Source organism: Streptomyces sp. NPDC042201 (assembly GCF_055582185.1).
The window spans coordinates 77274-97080 of record NZ_JBVJDS010000003.1; the positions used below are offsets into that span (position 1 = coordinate 77274).

The following is a 19807-nucleotide window of genomic DNA, read 5'->3' on the forward strand; positions in this document are numbered from 1 at the left end:
GTCTCGCGCGCTCTCGCGCTCGCGGCGCCCGGCGTCCAGGGCCCGGCGCCTCTCAATGTCAGACACCCAGACACCGACCCTGCGCCACAAGTCCGACATGTCGCGTTATCTTGCTGCGGTACCCACTCTGCCGCCGAGCGGTCTCACCTCCCCGCGAGAGAAGCGATGCTCCAGGCCATCGGACTGACCAGCACCCCCCGCCGAGACCTCACGCGCGCCGTGGACGATCTCACCTTCGAGGCCAGGGCCGGCTCTGTCACGGCGCTTCTCGGCGCGCCGGGCGCGGGCAAGACCACCGCGCTGCGACTGATGCTCGAACTCGAACCCGGCCGCGGGGCCGCGTACTTCCGTGGCCGCCCGCTCCATCTCATCGCCCACCCCGCCCGCGAGATCGGGGTGCTCCTCGGTGATGTGCCAGGACATCCCGCGCGCACCGTCAGGGGCCAGCTCCGGATGCTCTGCGCCGCCACCGGTGTCCCCGCCTCGCGCGCCGACGAACTCCTCGACGTCATCGGTCTCGGCGCTCTGCGCGACGAACGTCTCGGCACCCTCTCGCTCGGCATGGACCGCAGAGTTGGGCTCGCCTCGGCGCTCCTCGGAGACCCGCACACGCTCCTGCTCGACGCGCCCACCGAGGGCCTCTCATCCCACGAGAGCGGTCGGCTGCACGCACTGCTGCGCGCCCACGCCGCTGAGGGCGGCACCGTCCTGTACACCACCAGCGACCCCAAGGAGGCGGCCCGCGCCGCCGATCACGTCGTCACCATCGACGAGGGGCGCCTCGTCGCCGACCAGGACGGCGTCTCCTTCGCCCGTACCAGGCTGCGTCCCCGCGTCGCCGTCAGGACTCCGCACGCCGCCCGCCTCGCCGACGCGCTGAGCCGCGAGGCCCGCGCGGACCGGCGCTCCGTCGAGGTCGTCGCCGAGGCGGGCAGCCGGCTCACCGTCTACGGGAGCAGCTGCCCGGAGATCGGTGAGACCGCCTTCCGCCACGGTGTGCTGGTCCATCAGCTCGCCGACGAGGTCGGTGACATGGGCCCCGCACCGGTCCCCGCACGGGACCCCGCACCGGACCCCGCACCGGTCCCCGGACCGGGCCCTGACGCCGCCCTTGCGCCCGGCCTCGACGCGGAGCCGCGGCAGGCCGGCCCGGCAGCCCACGACCGGGAGTTGCTGCCGCCCCCGCTGTCGGCGCGCCCGGTCCGCAGCCCGCTCAGGCCGGTGCGTTACGAACTCCGCCGCATGCTCGGTGTCCGCACCGCGGCGCTGGTCGTGGCCGCCGTCCTCGCGGTGTCGGTGGCCCTCGCCGTGCCCCTCGCCCGCACCGGCGGAACTCCGCTGCCCGGTCTGCTCGCGGCCTGGCCCGCCATCCTGCCCCTGCCGCCCGCCGCGCTCGGCGCGGGACTGCTCGGAGCGTTCTCGTTCGGCGACGAGTTCCGCTATCCCGCCCTCGCCGGTGCGCGGGGCACCGTCCCGCGCCGGCTCGGTCTGCTCCTCGCCAAGCTCGCCGTGACAGCGGGCGCGGCCCTGCTGCTCGCGTTTCTGGTGGTGGCCGTGGACGCCCAGGCCCTGCGCCTCGTGTACGGCTCCGCCGCCGTGCCAATGCCGGACAACTGGCCGGGGCTCAGCGCCGGTTGGGCCGGACTGGCCGTCGGCTCCGCCTGGGCGGGGCTGCTGGGCGCCGGAGTCTTCCGGGTCGCCGCCGCCGGGGTGGCCGCGGTCGTCGCCGTACCGACCCTGGTCGTACCCCTGCTCCAGAAGACGCTGGCCGGCCCGTCCGCCCGTTCGATCGTCGGACTCCCGGTCAGACTGCGTGAGCTGGCGTGGCTGGAATGGCCGCAGCAGGCCGACCGGTGGCTGATGGCCATGGTCAGACTCGTCGCCCAACCGGTCGCCGCGGCGCTGGCGTTGTCGCTGTCGGCCCTGCTCTGCGCGTATCTGCTCACCGGCCTTCGCCGCAGGGCCCGTTGGTGACCGGAGAACGACCGGAGTGTGCCCTACTGCCCACAACTCCCCTGATAAAGCCCGCTTCTTTCCGATAAGGCGTCAATCGAAGGGCGGGCGCCGATCACCCTTTCGTGTGCTTTTCACCAAAGACCTCAAGGGTGGTGGAAGCAACGCCGACAAAGGATGCGTGAGTACCCTTGCGCACACCATGATGACCGCCGCCCGCTCCGTCGATTCCGGCCTCGCCGGCCCGGGTGAACTCGACCGCTACCCCTTCCCGGAGGCGTCAGGAGCCGACCGTCCCGCCGCCCCCGTCTGGGACAGCGCCGACACCGATTTGGGCCGGGTGGGACGACGTACGGCAAGCAGTCGCGGCCGGGGGCTGCACGGCCAACTGGTTCAGCAGCTCGGTCAGATGATCGTCTCCGGCGACCTGGGCGCCGACCGGCCGCTCGTGCCCGAGGAGATCGGCCAGCGCTTCGAGGTCTCCCGCACGGTGGTGCGGGAGTCGCTGCGCGTTCTCGAGGCCAAGGGGCTCGTGAGTGCCCGTCCCAACGTCGGTACGCGTGTCCGTCCGGTGAGCGACTGGAATCTGCTGGATCCCGACATCATCGAGTGGCGCGCTTTCGGGCCGCAGCGTGACGACCAGCGCCGTGAGCTGAGCGAGCTGCGCTGGACGATCGAGCCCCTCGCCGCCCGGCTGGCGGCCGGCCACGGCCGGGCGGACGTCCAGCAGCGGCTCTCCGACATGGTGGAGATCATGGGCCACGCCCTCGCTCAGAGCGACTCGATCACCTTTGCCCGTGCGGACGCCGAATATCACTCCCTGCTGATCCAGCTCGCCGGCAACCGCATGCTGGAGCACCTTTCCGGCATCGTCTCCGCGGCCCTGCAGGTCTCCGGCGGCCCGATCGCCGGATGTGACCGGCCCACCGACGCCTCGCTCGCCCACCACGCGCGGATCGTCGAGGCCCTCGGCGCCGGTGACGCGTCCGCCGCGGAATCGGCCATGCGTCAACTGCTCACGGTTCACCCGGAAGTGGAGCGCGTCGTTCCCGCGCCGCGCGAGCACTGAACGCTGCCCCGGACCAGGGCGTACAGGGGTGTACGCATCGTGTGTCGCCGGACCCGGAGGGTCCGGCGACGCGATTGTGGGGTCTTAAATCCTCCTTCTGGCCGCTTTGTCGCAAATGAGGTGTGACTCGGGCCACGTGGATTGGGCGTAACACTCCTCGGCGCAGTGCGATGACCTAAGAGGTGACAGCCGAGGAGGGAATACGACCACCACGTGTGGCGCTGTATTCACCCTCTGAGGTCCAAGCCCGCGCCGTCGGCAACATCCCCAGCCGACGGTCGTCGGCTCCGGCCCGATCATGGGCGGGGCCGGAAGCCGTTTCCATCGTTCCGAGAGGTTGTTCGTGTCGGCCAGCACATCCCGTACGCTCCCGCCGGAGATCGCCGAGTCCGAGTCTGTGATGGCGCTCATCGAGCGGGGAAAGGCTGATGGGCAGATCGCCGGCGATGACGTGCGTCGGGCCTTCGAGGCTGACCAGATTCCGCCAACCCAGTGGAAGAATGTTCTGCGCAGCCTCAACCAGATCCTCGAGGAAGAGGGTGTGACGCTGATGGTCAGTGCCGCGGAGTCGCCGAAGCGCACCCGCAAGAGCGTCGCAGCGAAGAGCCCGGCCAAGCGCACCGCCACCAAGACCGTCACGGCCAAGACGACCACGACGAAGACCGTCGCGGCCGCCGGCGCCGCTGTGGCGGCAGAGACCGTGGACGCCTCGGCCGACGAGGCCGGCGCCCCCGCCAAGAAGGCGGCCGCGAAGAAGACCGTGGCCAAGAAGGCGACGGTCAAGAAGACCGCCGCCAAGAAGACAACAGCCAAGAAGACCGCGGGCAAGAAGGACTCCGACGAGGCCGCGGACGGCGAAGAGCTCGCCGACGAGGCCCAGGCCGGCAAGGGCGAGGAGGAGGAGACCGAAGGCGAGAACAAGGGCTTCGTCCTCTCCGACGACGACGAGGACGACGCGCCGGCCCAGCAGGTCGCCGTCGCCGGTGCCACCGCCGACCCGGTCAAGGACTACCTGAAGCAAATCGGCAAGGTCCCGCTCCTCAACGCCGAGCAGGAGGTCGAGCTCGCCAAGCGCATCGAGGCCGGCCTCTTCGCCGAGGACAAGCTCGCCAACTCCGACAAGCTCGCGCCCAAGCTCAAGCGCGAGCTGGAGATCATCGCCGAGGACGGGCGCCGCGCCAAGAACCACCTGCTGGAGGCCAACCTCCGGCTCGTGGTCTCCCTGGCCAAGCGCTACACCGGCCGCGGCATGCTGTTCCTGGACCTGATCCAGGAGGGAAACCTCGGTCTGATCCGCGCGGTCGAGAAGTTCGACTACACCAAGGGCTACAAGTTCTCCACGTATGCCACCTGGTGGATCCGTCAGGCGATCACCCGCGCCATGGCCGACCAGGCCCGCACCATCCGTATCCCGGTGCACATGGTCGAGGTCATCAACAAGCTCGCGCGGGTGCAGCGCCAGATGCTCCAGGACCTGGGCCGTGAGCCCACGCCGGAGGAGCTGGCCAAGGAGCTCGACATGACCCCTGAGAAGGTCATCGAGGTCCAGAAGTACGGCCGTGAGCCGATCTCGCTGCACACCCCCCTGGGCGAGGACGGCGACAGCGAGTTCGGAGACCTGATCGAGGACTCCGAAGCGGTGGTCCCGGCCGACGCCGTGAGCTTCACGCTCCTCCAGGAGCAGCTGCACTCGGTGCTCGACACCCTCTCCGAACGTGAGGCGGGCGTGGTCTCCATGCGCTTCGGTCTCACCGACGGTCAGCCCAAGACGCTGGACGAGATCGGCAAGGTCTACGGCGTGACGCGGGAGCGCATCCGTCAGATCGAATCGAAGACGATGTCGAAGCTGCGTCACCCGTCGCGTTCCCAGGTGCTGCGCGACTACCTGGATTAGGGGCGCGCGAAGCACTTCGGCCCGAGGGCCCGGATTCCTTCGAGAATCCGGGCCCTCGCGCTGTGCGCGGGGTGCGAGACTCGACCGGTTGGATGACTCTGGGTAGATCGGAGTCCACCGGAGAGTCAGGAGCCTGAAGTGCGTCATTCTCTTGCCCGAGTCCTGACCGGAGGACTGGCCATGATCGCGACGGGGGCCGTGCTGCCGCTCGTCTCGCCCGTTCCGGTCGCCGCGGACAGTGTGGTCATCGGTGGCCGGCCGGTACGGTCCGCGGACCATCCCTGGGTCGTCGCCCTGTCCAGCCGTGACCGCTTCGGCGGTACGCGCGCGGGTCAGTTCTGCGGAGGCGTGGTGGTGGCCCCGACTAAGGTGCTGACGGCGGGCCACTGCATGGGCCGGGACATCCTCGGAGTGGCTCCGGACGACGTGGGGGACCTGCGGGTCATCGCGGGCCGCGAACGGCTGCGCGGCAGCGGCGGGCGGGAGGTCGCCGTGCGGTCCGTCCAGCTCGATCAGGCGTACGTCATGGGCGCGGGAGCGCCGGACCTGGCCGTGCTGACGCTGTCGGACCCGCTGCCTTCCGCGTACGCGATCCGGCCGGCGGATCCGGGCGATCCCGCCTCCGCGCCGGGCACCGCGGCCGCGGTCTACGGCTGGGGCGACACCAGCGGCGACGGTACCTACGCGAACACGCTGCGCTCGGCGCCGGTGCGGGTCCTGCCGGACGCCAGCTGCGCGCGGGCGTACCCCGGCGGCTCAGGCAGCCGCTACAGGCCCTCCACGATGCTCTGTGCGGGCGATCCCCAGGGCGGGCATGACGCGTGCCAGGGAGACAGCGGAGGGCCGCTGGTGGCCCAGGGACGGCTTATCGGCCTGGTCTCCTGGGGGAGTGGTTGTGGCCGTGCGGGGAGCCCGGGGGTCTACACCCGGATCACCACGGCCGTGCAGCCGGTCGCCGAGGCGATCGGAGCACGCGTCTCACGATGATGAGAACGGGCGGCCACTCTGCTGTGCAGAGAAGCCGCCCGTCGGCCGGTCCAGGACCGCCCCTTGGCTCGTCGTGGATGCGAGGTGTCAGTGTTCCTCTTCACCGCCGCCGGCCGGTACGGCCGTCAGTCGGTCGGTCTCATCCTGTATTTCCGCGGCGATCTTCTTGAGTTCCGGCTCGAACTTACGTCCGTGGTGGGCGCAGAAGAGCAGTTCACCACCGCTGGACAGGACGACGCGCAGATAGGCCTGGGCGCCGCAGCGGTCGCAGCGGTCAGCCGCGGTCAGCGGGCTCGCGGGGGTCAGAACAGTAGTCACGTCGCCTCTTCTCTAGCTCGACGAGCTGTCGTACCAGGGTCAACATCCAACCAGGCCGAAAACGTTCCCGCTCGCGGCATTTCCTCGAAACTTCTTTCCGTGGTGGCTGGTGCTGGTGGTTGGCGGCGAATGAGCCGTATTGCTTCGCTTGGCTTCGCTCTACGGGTTTCGCGTTGCTTGACAGTGCTTGTCAGGGGGGTGCGCCCTCCCGGCCGGCTTGCCGGTTGTAGATGAGGACGTGCCCGGAGCCTAAATGGTTCATGCCTCGAAGGGAACGTGATGTGTGCTTCACTCCCGCGAGGGATCGAACACCTATGCGACCTTGGACTAGCATGAGAATTCACGAGGGTGGCGTGACAACCGCTCTACCAGGCCTCTGTACCCTCTGACCGGTGACAGACGCCGGGCCTTTACCCCACAGGGCCCCATCTCAAATTCAGCGAGGAGCGAACCGCGTGACCGCCGAGACGTCCGTGCCGTCCACTGCGCTGCTGACTGCAGACCGTGACGGCTCCAACTACACCGCGCGGCACCTGCTCGTCCTTGAGGGGCTCGAAGCGGTCCGCAAGCGCCCCGGCATGTATATCGGCTCGACCGACAGCCGTGGCCTGATGCACTGCCTCTGGGAAATCATCGACAACTCCGTCGACGAGGCCCTGGGCGGCTACTGCGACCACATCGATGTGATCCTCCACGAGGACGGCTCGGTCGAGGTGAAGGACAACGGCCGGGGCATCCCGGTCGATGTCGAGCCCAAAACCGGCCTTTCCGGTATCGAGGTCGTGATGACCAAACTGCATGCCGGCGGAAAGTTCGGCGGTGGCTCGTACGCCGCGTCGGGCGGTCTGCACGGCGTGGGTGCCTCCGTGGTCAACGCGCTCTCCGCCCGGCTGGACGTCGAGGTGGACCGCAACAGCGCCACCCACTCGATCAGCTTCCGGCGCGGTGTCCCCGGGATGTTCACCGAGCAGGGCCCCGACGCCCCCTTCGACCCGGCCAACGGCCTTCTCAAGGGCAAGCGGGTGCCGAAGGCCCGTACCGGCACGCGCGTGCGCTACTGGGCCGACCGGCAGATCTTCCTCAAGGACGCCAAGCTCTCCCTGGAGACGCTGCACCAGCGGGCCCGCCAGACCGCCTTCCTCGTCCCCGGACTGACGATCGTCGTCAGGGACGAGCGGGGCGCCGGCGAGAGCGAGGGCAACGGCACGATCGAGGAGACGTTCCGCTTCGACGGCGGCATCAGTGAGTTCTGTGAGTATCTGGCGCAGGACAGGGCCGTCTGCGACGTGCTGCGGCTGACGGGTCAGGGCACCTTCAAGGAGACCGTGCCGGTCCTGGACGACCGCGGACACATGACTCCTACCGAGGTCACCCGCGAACTGGGCGTCGATGTCGCCCTGCGCTGGGGCACCGGGTACGACACCACGGTCAAGTCGTTCGTGAACATCATCGCCACCCCCAAGGGCGGCACCCATGTGAGCGGATTCGAGCGGTCCCTGACCAAGACGGTCAATGAGGCGCTGCGCTCGGCCAAGATGCTGCGCGTCGCCGAGGACGACGTCGTCAAGGACGACGCCCTGGAGGGCCTCACCGCCGTGGTCACGGTGCGGCTCGCCGAGCCGCAGTTCGAGGGCCAGACCAAGGAGGTCCTCGGTACGTCCGCGGCCAACCGCATCGTCTCCAATGTCATCGCCAAGGAGCTCAAGGAGTTCCTGACGTCGACGAAGCGCGACGCCAAGGCGCAGGCCCGTTCCGTTCTGGAGAAGGCCGTCGCGGCCGCCCGCACGCGCATCGCGGCCCGCCAGCACAAGGAGGCACAGCGCAGGAAGACGGCGCTGGAGTCCTCCTCGCTGCCGGCCAAGCTCGCGGACTGCCGCAGCGACGACGTGGACCGCAGCGAGCTGTTCATCGTCGAGGGCGACTCCGCGCTCGGTACGGCCAAGCTCGCCCGGAACAGCGAATTCCAGGCGCTGCTGCCGATCCGCGGCAAGATCCTCAACGTTCAGAAGTCGTCCGTCTCGGACATGCTGAAGAACGCCGAGTGCGGAGCGATCATCCAGGTCATAGGGGCGGGCTCGGGCCGCACCTTCGACATCGACGCCGCCCGCTACGGCAAGATCGTGCTCCTGGTCGACGCCGATGTCGACGGCGCCCACATCCGCTGTCTGCTGCTCACGCTCTTCCAGCGCTACATGCGGCCGATGGTGGAGGCCGGCCGGGTCTTCGCCGCGGTGCCGCCGCTGCACCGGATCGAGCTGGTGCAGCCCAAGAAGGGCCAGGACAAGTACGTCTACACGTACTCGGACAACGAGCTGCGGCAGACGCTGCTGGAGTACCAGCGCAAGAACGTCCGCTTCAAGGACTCCATCCAGCGCTACAAGGGCCTCGGCGAGATGGACGCCGACCAGCTGGCGGAGACCACGATGGACCCGCGCCACCGCACCCTGCGGCGGATCAACATCGGGGACCTCGAATCGTCCGAGCAGGTCTTCGACCTGCTGATGGGCAACGAGGTCGCGCCCCGCAAGGAGTTCATCACCAGCTCCGCGGCGACCCTGGACCGCTCGCGTATCGATGCCTGAACCGTCTGAAGCCTGAAGCTGTCTGAAGCCTGAGGCGCCTGAAGCCTGAGGCGTCTGAAGCCTGAGGCGTCTGAAGCGTCTGAAGCCGGTCCGCGTAAGGCGGCCTCTACCCACGGGTGGAGGCCGCTTTCCGTCTCCGGCGACCAACATCACCTGATGGGGTGAAGTCGGGGGAGAGAAGAGTCCGGGATCTTCCTGTTCTGCCCATCCTTGAGGCGCGGCCGAAACGGTCCGCTGACAAGGAGAGCTGACCGGTGGAGAAGCACGAAGGGCGTGACGCCGCAGCGGTGCGGCTCGACGACCCGTGGTACGACGCGCTGGACGACGGCTGGGGCGAGCCGGACGGTACGGGCACACCTTCGGCACCTGCCCCGCAGGGCAACACCGCGGCGTCCGAGCGTGGCCACAGCGCCGAGGACATCTATCTGGAGGTGCAGCGCAGCGCCGCCTTCCAGGAGGTACGCCGCCGCTACCGGAGGTTCGTCGTCCCCGCTTCGCTGGCCTTCTTCGTCTGGTACTTCGCGTATGTGGTGGCGGCGACGGTGGCGCCGGAGCTGATGGCCAGACCGGTGGTGGGGGCGGTGAATGTCGCGATGGCCGCCGGGCTGGGCCAGTTCCTCTCCACCTTCCTGCTGACCTGGGCGTACGCACGTCATGCCCGGCTGCGCAGGGACCGCGCCGCCCTCGAACTGCGCTGGACCGTGTTCGACCAGAAACGGATCCAGGAGAAGGCGCGGGGGAGCGAACGGTGAGCGGCGACCACCAGACCCTGGCGCTGCTGCTGTTCAGCGCGTTCGTCGCGGTCACCCTGGGGATCACCACCTGGGTGAGCCGCAACCGCCGTGGCTCCGCGGAGGAGTTCTACACGGGCGGCCGGCTCTTCTCTCCCATGGAGAACGGGTTCGCCATCGCCGGCGACTACATGTCCGCCGCCTCCTTCCTCGGGATCTCGGGCGTGATCGCCCTCTTCGGCTACGACGGCGTGCTCTACTCCGTGGGATTCCTGGTCGCCTGGCTGGTGGTCCTGTTCCTCGTCGCCGAACTGGTCCGCAACTGCGGCCGGTTCACTCTCGCCGACGTGGTCGCGGCCAGGATGAGTGAACGCCCGCTGCGGATCGCGGTGGGCAGCTCCTCGGTCGCCGTGTCCGTGCTGTATCTGGTGGCGCAGATGGTCGGGGCGGGAAGCCTCGTCGCGCTGCTGCTCGGCGGCACGAGCGAGGCGGCGCGCGCCTGGACCGTGATCGGTGTGGGCGCGTTGATGGTCATCTATGTCTCGCTCGGCGGGATGCGCGCCACCACCTGGATCCAGATCGTCAAGGCCGTCCTGCTGATGGCCGGTGCGATCACCCTGACCGTGCTCGTCCTGGTCCGCTTCCACGGCGATGTCGACGACCTGCTGAACAGCGCCGTCGCCCACAGCGGCCACGGCAAGGAGTTCCTCTCGCCAGGACTGAAGTACGGCGGGGACTGGACCGCGCGCGTCGACTTCATCAGCCTGGGCCTGGCCCTGGTGCTGGGCACGGCAGGACTGCCGCACATCCTGTCCCGGTTCTACACCGTGCCGACCGCGCGGGCCGCCCGCCGCTCGGTCGTCTGGTCCATCGGGCTCATCGGCGGCTTCTATCTGATGACGATCGTGCTCGGGTTCGGGGCGGCGGCGCTGGTCGGCTCCGACGCGGTACGTGCCTCGAACGCCGCGGGCAACACCGCGGTCCCGCTGCTCGCCCTCGACCTCGGCGGCGGAGCGGGATCGACCGGCGGCACCGTCCTCTTCGCGGTGGTCGCGGCTGTCGCCTTCGCCACCATCCTCGCGGTCGTCGCGGGCATCACGCTCGCCTCGTCGGCGTCCGTCGCGCATGATCTGTACGCCTCGCTCAAACGCAAGCACGCCAAGCAGCGCAGTGAGGTCGCCGTGGCCCGGGTGGCCGCGGCCGGGATCGGCGCGGTGGCCATCGCGGTCAGCCTGCTGGCCCAGGACCTGAACGTCGCCTTCCTGGTCGGTCTCGCCTTCGCGGTCGCCGCCTCCGCCAATCTGCCCGTGCTGCTCTACTCGCTGTTCTGGCGGAACTTCACCACCCGGGGCGCGGTCTGGTCCGTGTACGGAGGGCTGATTCCGGCCGTGCTGCTGGTGGTGCTCTCACCCGTGGTCTCCGGCAGCCCCGAAGCGATCTTCCCGGGGGCGGACTTCCATCTCTTCCCGCTCCAGAACCCCGGCGTGGTCTCCATCCCGCTGGGCTTCCTCGCGGGCTGGATCGGTACGGTCCTGTCGTCCGAGCCGCCGGACGAGGCCAGGCACGCGGAGACCGAGGTCCGCTCGCTGACCGGCGCGGGAGCGGTGTAGGGCGGGCCTTCCGGACATGCCTCAGGCGCTTGCCGCCCAGGTGTAGCGGTGTTCCGGGCGTCCCGTTTCGCCGTAGCGGAGGCTGAGCCGCACCCGGCCCGTCCGCTCCAGCAGCTTGAGATAGCGCTGCGCGGTCTGCCGGCTCATCCCCGAGCGCTCCCCGATCTCCTGCGCCGAGAGCGGTCCGTCCGCGCCCATCAGTACCTGGCGCACCAGCTCCGCGGTGGTGGGGGAGTGGCCCTTGGGGAGGGACGGGGCGGTCGCGGCGGACAGGGCACCGAACATCCGGTCCACCTCCGACTGCTCGGCCTCGCCGCCGCTCTCCAGGGTGCGGCGCAGCGTCGCGTACGCCTCCAGCTTGGTCCGCAGCCCGGCGAAGTTGAACGGTTTGACCAGGTACTGGAGTGCGCCGTGGCGCATCGCGGCCTGGACGGTGGCGACGTCGCGCGCCGCCGTCACCATGATCACGTCGGTCTGATGGCCGAGCCGGCGCAGCTCCCGTACCACCGCGAGCCCGTTCTCGTCGGGCAGGTAGTGGTCGAGCAGGATGAGATCGACGGAGTGCTCGGAGATCCGCGTGAGCGCCTCGGCGGCCGAGTGGGCCTGGGCGACGACCCGGAAGCCGGCCACCTTGGCCACGTAGGCCGTATTGATCCGTGCGACCCGGACGTCGTCGTCCACGACCAGTACGTCGATCATCGTGTCTCCCCTGCCGTGGCCTGCTCGTGTGTCGTATCAGCCGCTGGACCGGGCCCCGTACCGGGACCGGCGGCCCCGTCCCGTCCCGCTTCGGTCAGCGCCTCCGGGAGTACGACCGTGAACTCGGCGCCGCCGTGGGCGGACTCACCGACCCGGGCGCTGCCGCCCTGCCGCTCGGCGAGCCGGCGCACCAGGGCCAGACCGAGACCGCGTTTGCCGTGGGCCGGCAGCTTCTTGGTCGACCAGCCCTCCGAGAAGACCAGTTCCCGCTGTTCCACCGGGACACCGGGTCCGGTGTCGGATATCCGCAGGACGACCGTACGGCCTTCGGCGCGCAGTTCCACCTCGATCCGCGGGTCCTGCGAGCCGGCCGCCGCGTCCAGCGCGTTGTCGACGAGATTGCCCACGACCGTGACCAGCCCCTGCGGGTCCACCAGCCGGTCAGGCAGCAGGGTGCCGGGCGACAGCCGCAGCGAGACGCCCCGCTCCGCGGCGACCGTGGCCTTGCCGACCAGCAGGGCCGCCGGCAGCGGATCGTGGATCTTCTCGGTGATCTGCTCGGCGGTGGCCCGGTGCACGCCGACGACCTCGGTCACGAAGTCCACCGCCTCCTCGTGCATCTCCAGCTCCAGCAGCCCGAGCAGCGTATGCATCCGGTTCGCGTGCTCGTGGTCCTGGGCGCGCAGGGCGTCGATCAGGCCACGGGTGGCGTCCAGCTCACGGCCCAGCTGCTCCAGCTCCGTACGGTCGCGCAGCGTCACGACGGCGCCCCCGTCGTCGGTCGGCATCCGGTTGGCGACCAGGACGCGGCTGCCCCGTACCGCCAGCAGATCCACGCCCAGCACCCGTCCCGTCAGCACCTCGGTGGTGCGCCCGTCGCCGAGCACCTCGTCCAGCGGCCGTCCGGTGGCATCGGGACCGAGCCCCAGCAGACGCTGCGCCTCGTCGTTCATCAGCCGGATCCGGCCGGCCCCGTCCAGTGCGACGACACCCTCCCGCAGGCTGTGCAGCATGGCCTCGCGCTCGGTGAGCAGCGCCGAGATATCGGAGAAGGCCAGGTCATGGGTCTGCCGCTGGAGCCGTCTGGAAATCAGATAGGCGGCGAGCGCCCCGGCCGCCAGCGCCCCGCCCGCGTAGGCGAGCAGTCCCGGGATCGCGGCGAGCAGCCGGTCGCGGACGCTGTCGTACGCGATACCGACCGAGACGGCCCCGACGATCTTTCCCTGGTGGTCGCGCAGCGGGACCTTGCCACGGGCCGAGCGGCCGAGTGTGCCGCTGTCGATCTCCATCACGTGCCGGCCCGCGAGGGCTTCGCTGGGGTCGGTGGAGACGACCTTGCCGATCTGGCTGAGGTCGGTGTGCGACCAGCGCACTCCGCGCCGGTCCATGACCACCACGTATTCGGCGCCGGTGGACTGTCTGATGCGTTCGGCCTCGGCCTGGACGGGCCCGTCGGTCACCGGCCGTGATCCCAGCATCTCGTCGGCGACGTGCGCGGAGGCGGTGGTCTCGGCGATGGCGAGGGCGCGGCTCATCGCCTGGTCGTCCAGCTCACGGCTGAAGGGCGCGAGAAAGAGCCCGGTGGCCAGCACGGTGACGCCTGCGGCGATGGCGAGCTGCATCAGCAGCACCTGCGAGAAGACCCGGCGCGGCCAGCCGAATCGCCGTCGTCTGCCCGCGGTGTTCGGTCCGGCGCTCATGTGTACGAACGGTAGAGGGCCGGGCGCCCTTTCTGAAATTTCCATCATCACGCAAATGGTTTGCATCTTTTGCAGATCACTTACGTTTGCCTGATGAGCGGCCAGAAACCCGCAGTTGTGCCCCTGTCGACGCCAACACGGGTGACGGATGACGCGATTTTGTTCTGTCGGAGCTGTGGACGGACTCGCATTTCTCTGCAACTCTCTGACCGCAAAACGCAAAAGACTCCGTTCATCAGTGCAGAAACGCTTGCCACGCAAGCACGCAGCCAGAGCCGCGCCCTCGCCGCCCCCCGCGCCGAGGCCGAAGATCGGGGATCCATGAGATCGCAACGCCGGAGATGGCGGGTCCTCTCCACCGCCATAGCCACCAGTCTGTTGATGATCGGCTGGCCGTCACTCACCGCCGCGGCGGCAGACGGCCCCAACATCGCCGCGGGGCGGACCGCGGCGGCGAGTTCCACCGTGGGCGACGCGACCGCCCGGAACGTCACGGACGGGAACCAGTCGACCTACTGGGAGGGCGGCGGCAAGAAGTTCCCCCAGTGGGTGCAGTCGGACCTCGGGTCGAGCAAGCGCGTCGACCAGGTGGTGCTGAAGCTCCCCGCAGGGTGGGAGTCCCGTCAGCAGACCCTGTCCCTCCAGGGCAGTGAGGACGGCACCAGCTTCGCGACGCTGAAGGCCTCCGCCACGTACACCTTCAGCAAGGGCGCGAGCAACAAGGTCACCGTCTCCTTCCCGGCCACCAAGGCGCGCTTCGTACGGGCCACCATCACGGCCAATACGGCGGGGAAGAAGGCGCAGCTCTCCGAGCTGGAGGTGCACACCGCCGCCGCGGCGTCGGTGAACCTCGCCCTCGGCAAGACCCTCACCGCGAGCAGCTTCACCGAGGTCTACGGGCCCGGCAACGCCAACGACGGCAACAAGGCCAGCTACTGGGAGAGCAGGAACAACGAACTCCCGCAGTGGATCCAGGCCGACCTGGGATCGTCGGTCCGCGTCAACCAGGTCGTGCTGCGCCTGCCGGACGGCTGGGGAGCCAGGGACCAGACGCTGAAGATCCAGGGCAGCACCAACAACTCGGCCTTCACGGATCTGACCGCTTCCAAGGCGTACACCTTCAACGCCGCGGGCGGTCAGGCGGCGACGATCTCCTTCGACGCCACCACCACGCGCTATGTGCGGGTGCTGATCACGGCCAACACCGGCCAGCCCGGTGGCCAGCTGTCCGAGCTGGAGATCTACGGCCCCGAGACCGGTGACACCCAGGCGCCCACCGCCCCGACCGAGCTGACCTACACGCAGCCGGTCACCGGTCAGATCAAGCTCAGCTGGAAGCCGTCGACCGACAACACGGGCGTGACGGGCTACGACATCTACGCCAACAACGAGCTGCGCACCAGCGTCGCGGGCAATGTCACGACCTTCACGGACACCCAGCCCACGGGCTCGACCGTCTCGTACTACGTACGGGCCAAGGACGCGGCCGGCAATGTGTCGCCCAACAGCAACACCGTCACCCGTCAGGGAGACACCGGGGACACCCAGGCGCCGACCGTCCCCGCCAACCTCGCCTTCACCGAGCCGGCCTCCGGACAGATCAAGCTGACCTGGGGCGCCTCGACGGACGACAAGGGCGTGACGGCCTACGACGTCTACGCCAACAACGTCCTGCGCGGCAGCGTGGCGGGCAATGTCACCACGTACACGGACACCCAGGCCGCGGGCACCACGGTCTCGTACTACGTACGGGCCAAGGACGCGGCGGGCAACCAGTCCGGCAACAGCAACACGGTGACCAGGAACGGCAGCACGGGCACGGCGTCGAACCTCGCCGTCGGCAAGCCGATCACCGCGTCCTCCTCGGTCTTCACCTTCGTCGCGGAGAACGCCAACGACAACAGCCTCACGACCTACTGGGAGGGTGCGGGCGGCAGCTACCCCAACACCCTCACCGTGAAGCTGGGCGCCAACGCCGACACCCAGAGCGTGGTCGTCAAGCTCAACCCGGACAGCAGCTGGGGCGCGCGGACCCAGAACATCCAGGTGCTGGGCCGTGAGCAGAGTGCATCAGGCTTCACCAGCCTGGTGGCCGCCAAGGACTACAACTTCAGCCCGGCGAGCGGCAACTCGGTGACCATCCCGGTCAGCGCGCGCACTGCCGACGTCCAGCTGAAGTTCACCTCCAACACCGGCTCCGGCGCGGGGCAGGTGGCGGAGTTCCAGATCCTCGGCGACCCGGCGCCCAACCCTGACCTCCAGGTCACCGCGGTGACCGCGGCTCCCGCGGCGCCGGTCGAGTCCGACCCGATCACCCTGTCGACGACCGTACGCAACGCCGGGGCCGTCGCGGCACCGGCCAGCACGGTCGAGCTCCGGCTCAGCGGTACGAAGGTGGGCACCGCGTCGGTCGGCGCCCTGGCGGCCGGAGCCTCGGCCACCGTCACGACGAACATCGGTGCACGTGACGCCGGTACGTACCAGCTCAGCGCTGTCGCGGACCCGGCCAACGCGGTCATCGAGCAGAACGAGACCAACAACACCTACATCAACCCGACCTCCCTGGTGGTGAAGCAGGTCGCCAGCTCGGACCTGATCGCCGCCACGGTCTCCACGTCCCCGTCCTCGCCGTCGGCCGGTGACACCGTCGCCTTCTCCGTGGCGATCAAGAACCAGGGCACGGTGGCCTCCGCGGCCGGCAGCCACGGCATCACGCTGTCCCTGCTGGACTCCAAAGGCGCCACGGTCAAGACCCTGACCGGTGCGTACAACGGCACCATCGCCCCGGGCGCGACCTCCTCTCCGGTGGGTCTCGGCACCTGGGCGGCCGCCAACGGTTCGTACACGGTCAAGGTGGTCCTCGCCGACGACACCAACGAACTGCCGGTCAAGCGCGCGAACAACACCAGCACGCAGGCGCTCTTCGTCGGTCGCGGCGCCAACATGCCGTACGACATGTACGAGGCGGAGGACGGCGTCGCAGGCGGTGGCGCGCAGGTCGTCGGTCCGAACCGGGACGTGGGCGACCCCGCGGGAGAGGCGTCCGGCCGTAAGGCCGTCACCCTCAACGACAACGGCAACTACGTCGAGTTCACCACGAGGGCCAGCACCAACACGCTGGTCACGCGGTTCTCCATCCCGGACTCCGCGGGCGGCGGTGGCATCGACTCGACTCTGAACGTCTACGTCGACGGCACCTTCCTCAAGGCCATCGACCTCACCTCGAAGTACGCCTGGCTGTACGGCTCGGAGACCGGCCCCGGCAACTCGCCCGGCGCCGGCGGACCCCGGCACATCTATGACGAGGCCAACGTCATGCTGGGCAGGACCGTCCCCGCGGGCAGCAAGATCCGGCTTCAGAAGGACGCGGCCAACTCGTCCAAGTACGCGATCGACTTCATCAACCTGGAGCAGGTCTCGCAGGTCGCCAACCCGGACCCGGCGACCTACACGGTGCCGACCGGATTCGCCCAGCAGGACGTGCAGAACGCGCTGGACAAGGTCCGGATGGACACCACCGGCAAGCTGGTCGGTGTCTACCTGCCGGCCGGTGACTACCAGACGTCCAGCAAGTTCCAGGTGTACGGCAAGCCGGTGCAGGTCGTCGGTGCGGGGCCCTGGTACACCAGGTTCCACGCCCCGTCGACGCAGGAGAACACCGATGTCGGCTTCCGGGTGGAGGCCGCGGCGAAGGGCTCGTCCTTCACCAACTTCGCCTACTTCGGCAACTACACCTCGCGCATCGACGGTCCCGGCAAGGTGTTCGACCTGTCGAACGTCACCGACATCACGATCGACAACATCTGGAACGAGCACACCGTGTGCCTCTACTGGGGCGCCAACGCGGACCGCATCACGATCAAGAACTCCCGGATCCGCAACACGTTCGCCGACGGCATCAACATGACCAACGGCAGCACGGACAACCACGTCGTCAACAATGACGCGCGGGCCACGGGAGACGACGCCTTCGCGCTGTTCTCGGCGATCGACGCCGGTGGCGCGGACATGTTCAACAACGTCTACGAGAACCTCTCCGCGACTCTCGTGTGGCGTGCCGCGGGTCTCGCCGTATACGGCGGCTACCGCAACACCTTCCGCAACATCCACATCGCGGACACACTGGTCTACTCGGGCATCACGGTCAGCTCGCTGGACTTCGGCTACGCGATGAACGGCTTCGGGACCGAACCGACGACGATCGAGAATGTGTCGGTCGTCAGGTCCGGTGGGCACTTCTGGGGCAGCCAGACCTTCCCGGGTATCTGGTTGTTCTCGGCGTCCAAGGTGTTCCAGGGCATCCGGATCAACAATGTCGACATCGTCGATCCGACCTACAGCGGGATCATGTTCCAGACCAACTATGTGGGCGGTCAGCCGCAGTTCCCGATCAAGGACACCATCCTCACCGACATCTCGATCACCGGCGCCCGTAAGAGCGGTGACGCCTTCGACGCCAAGTCCGGCTTCGGACTGTGGGCGAACGAGATGCCCGAGGCGGGTCAGGGACCGGCGGTCGGTGAAGTCACCTTCAACGGTCTGACTCTCAACAACAACGCCGTGGACGTGAAGAACACCACCTCCACCATGAAGATCAACATCAACCCGTAGGAAGGCAGCGGGTCCGTAAGGTGGTGCCGGCCGGATTATTCCGGCCGGCACCGCGCTTGCCGGGCTCTTTACGCTCTGAAGCAAGTAGCTTGCATCTCTTGCGATAGTCTTGCGTGTATGACGCGACGACTTGCTCAGGTGGCGAAGAAGGTTGGGGTCAGCGAGGCCACGGTCAGCCGGGTACTCAACGGCAAGCCCGGTGTCTCGCAGGCCACGCGGCAGTCGGTGCTGACCGCGCTGGACGTCCTTGGCTACGAGCGGCCGACCCAGCTGCGCGGGGAGCGTGCGCGGCTGGTCGGTCTGGTGCTGCCGGAGCTGCAGAATCCTATCTTCCCGGCATTCGCCGAGGTCATCGGCGGAGCGCTGGCCCAGCAGGGGCTGACCCCCGTGCTGTGCACGCAGACCAAGGGCGGTGTCTCCGAGGCGGACTATGTCGAGCTGCTGCTCCAGCAGCAGGTGTCCGGGGTCGTCTTCGCGGGGGGACTGTTCGCCCAGGCGGACGCCCCGCACGACCACTACCGGCAGCTTGCCGAGCGCAAGATTCCGGTCGTCCTGATCAACGCCCCGATAGAGAATCTCGACTTTCCCTGCATCTCCTGCGACGACGCGGTCGCGGTCGAACAGGCCTGGCGTCATCTGGCCTCGCTCGGCCATGAGCGCATCGGCCTGGTGCTCGGCCCGTCCGACCATGTGCCGTCCCGGCGCAAGCTCGCCGCCGCGCTCGCGGCGGCGAAGGCGGCCAAGGCGAAGCTTCCCGACGAGCACATCGAGCGGACCATGTTCTCCCTGGAAGGCGGGCAGGCCGCGGCATCGCGCCTGCTCGACCGGGGTGTCACGGGCATCATCTGCGCCAGCGACCCGCTGGCGCTGGGGGCGGTACGGGCAGCCCGCCGGCGCGGTCTCGACGTACCGCGCGAGGTGTCGGTCGTCGGCTTCGACGACTCCGCGTTCATGAACTGCACCGAGCCCCCGCTGACCACGGTCCGCCAGCCCATCGAGGCCATGGGGCGGGCCGCTGTGGAGATGCTGAGCGCCCAGATCCAGGGCGGTTCCGTGCCGCCCGGTGAGCTGCTGTTCGAGCCGGAGCTGGTGGTACGCGGCTCCACGGCGCAGGCCCCCCGCCAGGCGCTTCGGGTGGAAGCGGCGGCGCGCGGCTGACGGCCCCGGGCCGTCCCCGACGCCCGGGCCGGGTCGAAACAGGCACGAAATAAAACGGGCACGAAGTAATACGGACACCTGCCGGAGGGCGGCCCGGCTGAGACCGGGCCGCCCTCCGTGCGTGCGGCACCTTCCGGGCCGCGCCAGGACTGCGCCGGGACTGCGCGCGGGCAAGCGGCTTGCGGTTTTTGCGAAAGGCTTGCGCTCGCACAGCGCAAAATTCGCAAGAAAAGCGACACCCCGGGCTCGGTGCGGCGTCGTCGAAAATGCCCCGCGCCGGCCCGGCGCTGCCGCCATCGCAGGCGGAATCGCACCCTCCGAGCGCCGAGCGGACAGCACTCCACCCTCTCACGGTACGGCCCGAAAGTAGCCGGTTCGGACCCTCCAACAGCATCAGTGCATGCAGTTAGCTGTCAAGTATTTGCGAAATCGGAGCGACATATTGCGGACATCCGTAGTTAGTGGTTGAGTGAGCGCCGCCACACAGCGAGCAGC

General features: G+C 68.9%; 12 protein-coding genes. 9 read left to right on the forward strand and 3 right to left on the reverse strand.

Annotated elements, in window-relative coordinates; genetic code table 11:
* Positions 1–165 precede the first annotated feature (165 nt).
* From ACZ6MZ_RS07895 to ACZ6MZ_RS07910, 4 genes are all read left to right on the forward strand, one after another.
* A complete protein-coding gene (locus tag ACZ6MZ_RS07895; RefSeq protein WP_469350474.1) occupies positions 166–1974 on the forward strand; it encodes an ATP-binding cassette domain-containing protein in 1809 nt (602 codons plus the stop codon).
* Between the two features lie 181 nt (positions 1975–2155).
* Positions 2156–3022, forward strand: coding sequence for a FadR/GntR family transcriptional regulator (locus ACZ6MZ_RS07900; protein ID WP_389782586.1), 867 nt, complete (start codon positions 2156–2158; stop codon positions 3020–3022).
* 343 nt (positions 3023–3365) lie between these two features.
* Positions 3366–4916 carry an RNA polymerase sigma factor gene (locus tag ACZ6MZ_RS07905; protein WP_389782491.1) on the forward strand — a complete coding sequence of 517 codons (1551 nt, stop codon included), beginning with the start codon at positions 3366–3368 and terminating at the stop codon, positions 4914–4916.
* Positions 4917–5096: 180 nt separating this feature from the next.
* Positions 5097–5903: a S1 family peptidase gene (locus tag ACZ6MZ_RS07910; RefSeq protein ID WP_469350476.1), complete on the forward strand. Its 807-nt coding sequence runs from the start codon at positions 5097–5099 to the stop codon at positions 5901–5903.
* An 87-nt stretch (positions 5904–5990) separates the two neighbouring features.
* Here the strand turns inward: ACZ6MZ_RS07910 and ACZ6MZ_RS07915 are convergent, their stop codons facing one another.
* Positions 5991–6221 (reverse strand): DUF7455 domain-containing protein, encoded by a 231-nt coding sequence (locus ACZ6MZ_RS07915; RefSeq protein ID WP_040025353.1) that lies wholly within the window; start codon positions 6219–6221, stop codon positions 5991–5993.
* A 455-nt stretch (positions 6222–6676) separates the two neighbouring features.
* Between ACZ6MZ_RS07915 and ACZ6MZ_RS07920 the strand changes: the two genes are divergently transcribed.
* The 3 genes from ACZ6MZ_RS07920 to ACZ6MZ_RS07930 all read left to right on the forward strand — a co-directional run bounded on the left by ACZ6MZ_RS07920 (position 6677) and on the right by ACZ6MZ_RS07930 (position 11144).
* The gene (locus tag ACZ6MZ_RS07920) at positions 6677–8803 is read left to right on the forward strand and encodes a DNA gyrase/topoisomerase IV subunit B (protein WP_389782486.1); all 2127 of its coding nucleotides are present in this window, start codon (positions 6677–6679) and stop codon (positions 8801–8803) included.
* A 254-nt stretch (positions 8804–9057) separates the two neighbouring features.
* Positions 9058–9555 carry a DUF485 domain-containing protein gene (locus ACZ6MZ_RS07925; protein WP_389782485.1) on the forward strand — a complete coding sequence of 166 codons (498 nt, stop codon included), beginning with the start codon at positions 9058–9060 and terminating at the stop codon, positions 9553–9555.
* Positions 9552–11144, forward strand: a complete 1593-nt coding sequence (locus ACZ6MZ_RS07930; protein ID WP_469350478.1) for a solute symporter family protein — start codon at positions 9552–9554, stop codon at positions 11142–11144. The genes ACZ6MZ_RS07925 and ACZ6MZ_RS07930 overlap by 4 nt, the downstream gene beginning before the upstream one ends.
* A gap of 21 nt (positions 11145–11165) precedes the next feature.
* On the opposite strand, the gene ACZ6MZ_RS07935 is transcribed toward ACZ6MZ_RS07930, so the two are convergent.
* Complete coding sequence (locus ACZ6MZ_RS07935) at positions 11166–11843, reverse strand: response regulator (protein ID WP_384188393.1); 678 nt, start codon at positions 11841–11843, stop codon at positions 11166–11168.
* A complete protein-coding gene (locus tag ACZ6MZ_RS07940; RefSeq protein ID WP_469350480.1) occupies positions 11840–13543 on the reverse strand; it encodes a sensor histidine kinase in 1704 nt (567 codons plus the stop codon). The genes ACZ6MZ_RS07935 and ACZ6MZ_RS07940 overlap by 4 nt, the downstream gene beginning before the upstream one ends.
* 321 nt (positions 13544–13864) lie before the next feature.
* Here ACZ6MZ_RS07940 and ACZ6MZ_RS07945 point away from each other — a divergent pair, with 321 nt between their 5' ends.
* Positions 13865–18154 carry a discoidin domain-containing protein gene (locus tag ACZ6MZ_RS07945; RefSeq protein WP_469350481.1) on the forward strand — a complete coding sequence of 1430 codons (4290 nt, stop codon included), beginning with the start codon at positions 13865–13867 and terminating at the stop codon, positions 18152–18154.
* A gap of 117 nt (positions 18155–18271) precedes the next feature.
* Positions 18272–19312: a LacI family DNA-binding transcriptional regulator gene (locus tag ACZ6MZ_RS07950; RefSeq protein ID WP_386876635.1), complete on the forward strand. Its 1041-nt coding sequence runs from the start codon at positions 18272–18274 to the stop codon at positions 19310–19312.
* Positions 19313–19807: the final 495 nt, after the last annotated feature.

What these genes read in the sequence shown, in the direction of transcription:
- ACZ6MZ_RS07895 (WP_469350474.1), top strand. Translation starts at nt 166, where the DNA reads ATGCTCCAGGCCATCGGACTGACCAGCACCCCCCGCCGAGACCTCACG.
- ACZ6MZ_RS07900 (WP_389782586.1), top strand. Translation starts at nt 2,156, where the DNA reads ATGATGACCGCCGCCCGCTCCGTCGATTCCGGCCTCGCCGGCCCGGGT.
- ACZ6MZ_RS07910 (WP_469350476.1), top strand. Translation starts at nt 5,097, where the DNA reads ATGATCGCGACGGGGGCCGTGCTGCCGCTCGTCTCGCCCGTTCCGGTC.
- ACZ6MZ_RS07935 (WP_384188393.1), bottom strand. Translation starts at nt 11,843, where the DNA reads ATGATCGACGTACTGGTCGTGGACGACGACGTCCGGGTCGCACGGATC.
- ACZ6MZ_RS07940 (WP_469350480.1), bottom strand. Translation starts at nt 13,543, where the DNA reads ATGAGCGCCGGACCGAACACCGCGGGCAGACGACGGCGATTCGGCTGG.
- ACZ6MZ_RS07945 (WP_469350481.1), top strand. Translation starts at nt 13,865, where the DNA reads ATGAGATCGCAACGCCGGAGATGGCGGGTCCTCTCCACCGCCATAGCC.
- ACZ6MZ_RS07950 (WP_386876635.1), top strand. Translation starts at nt 18,272, where the DNA reads ATGACGCGACGACTTGCTCAGGTGGCGAAGAAGGTTGGGGTCAGCGAG.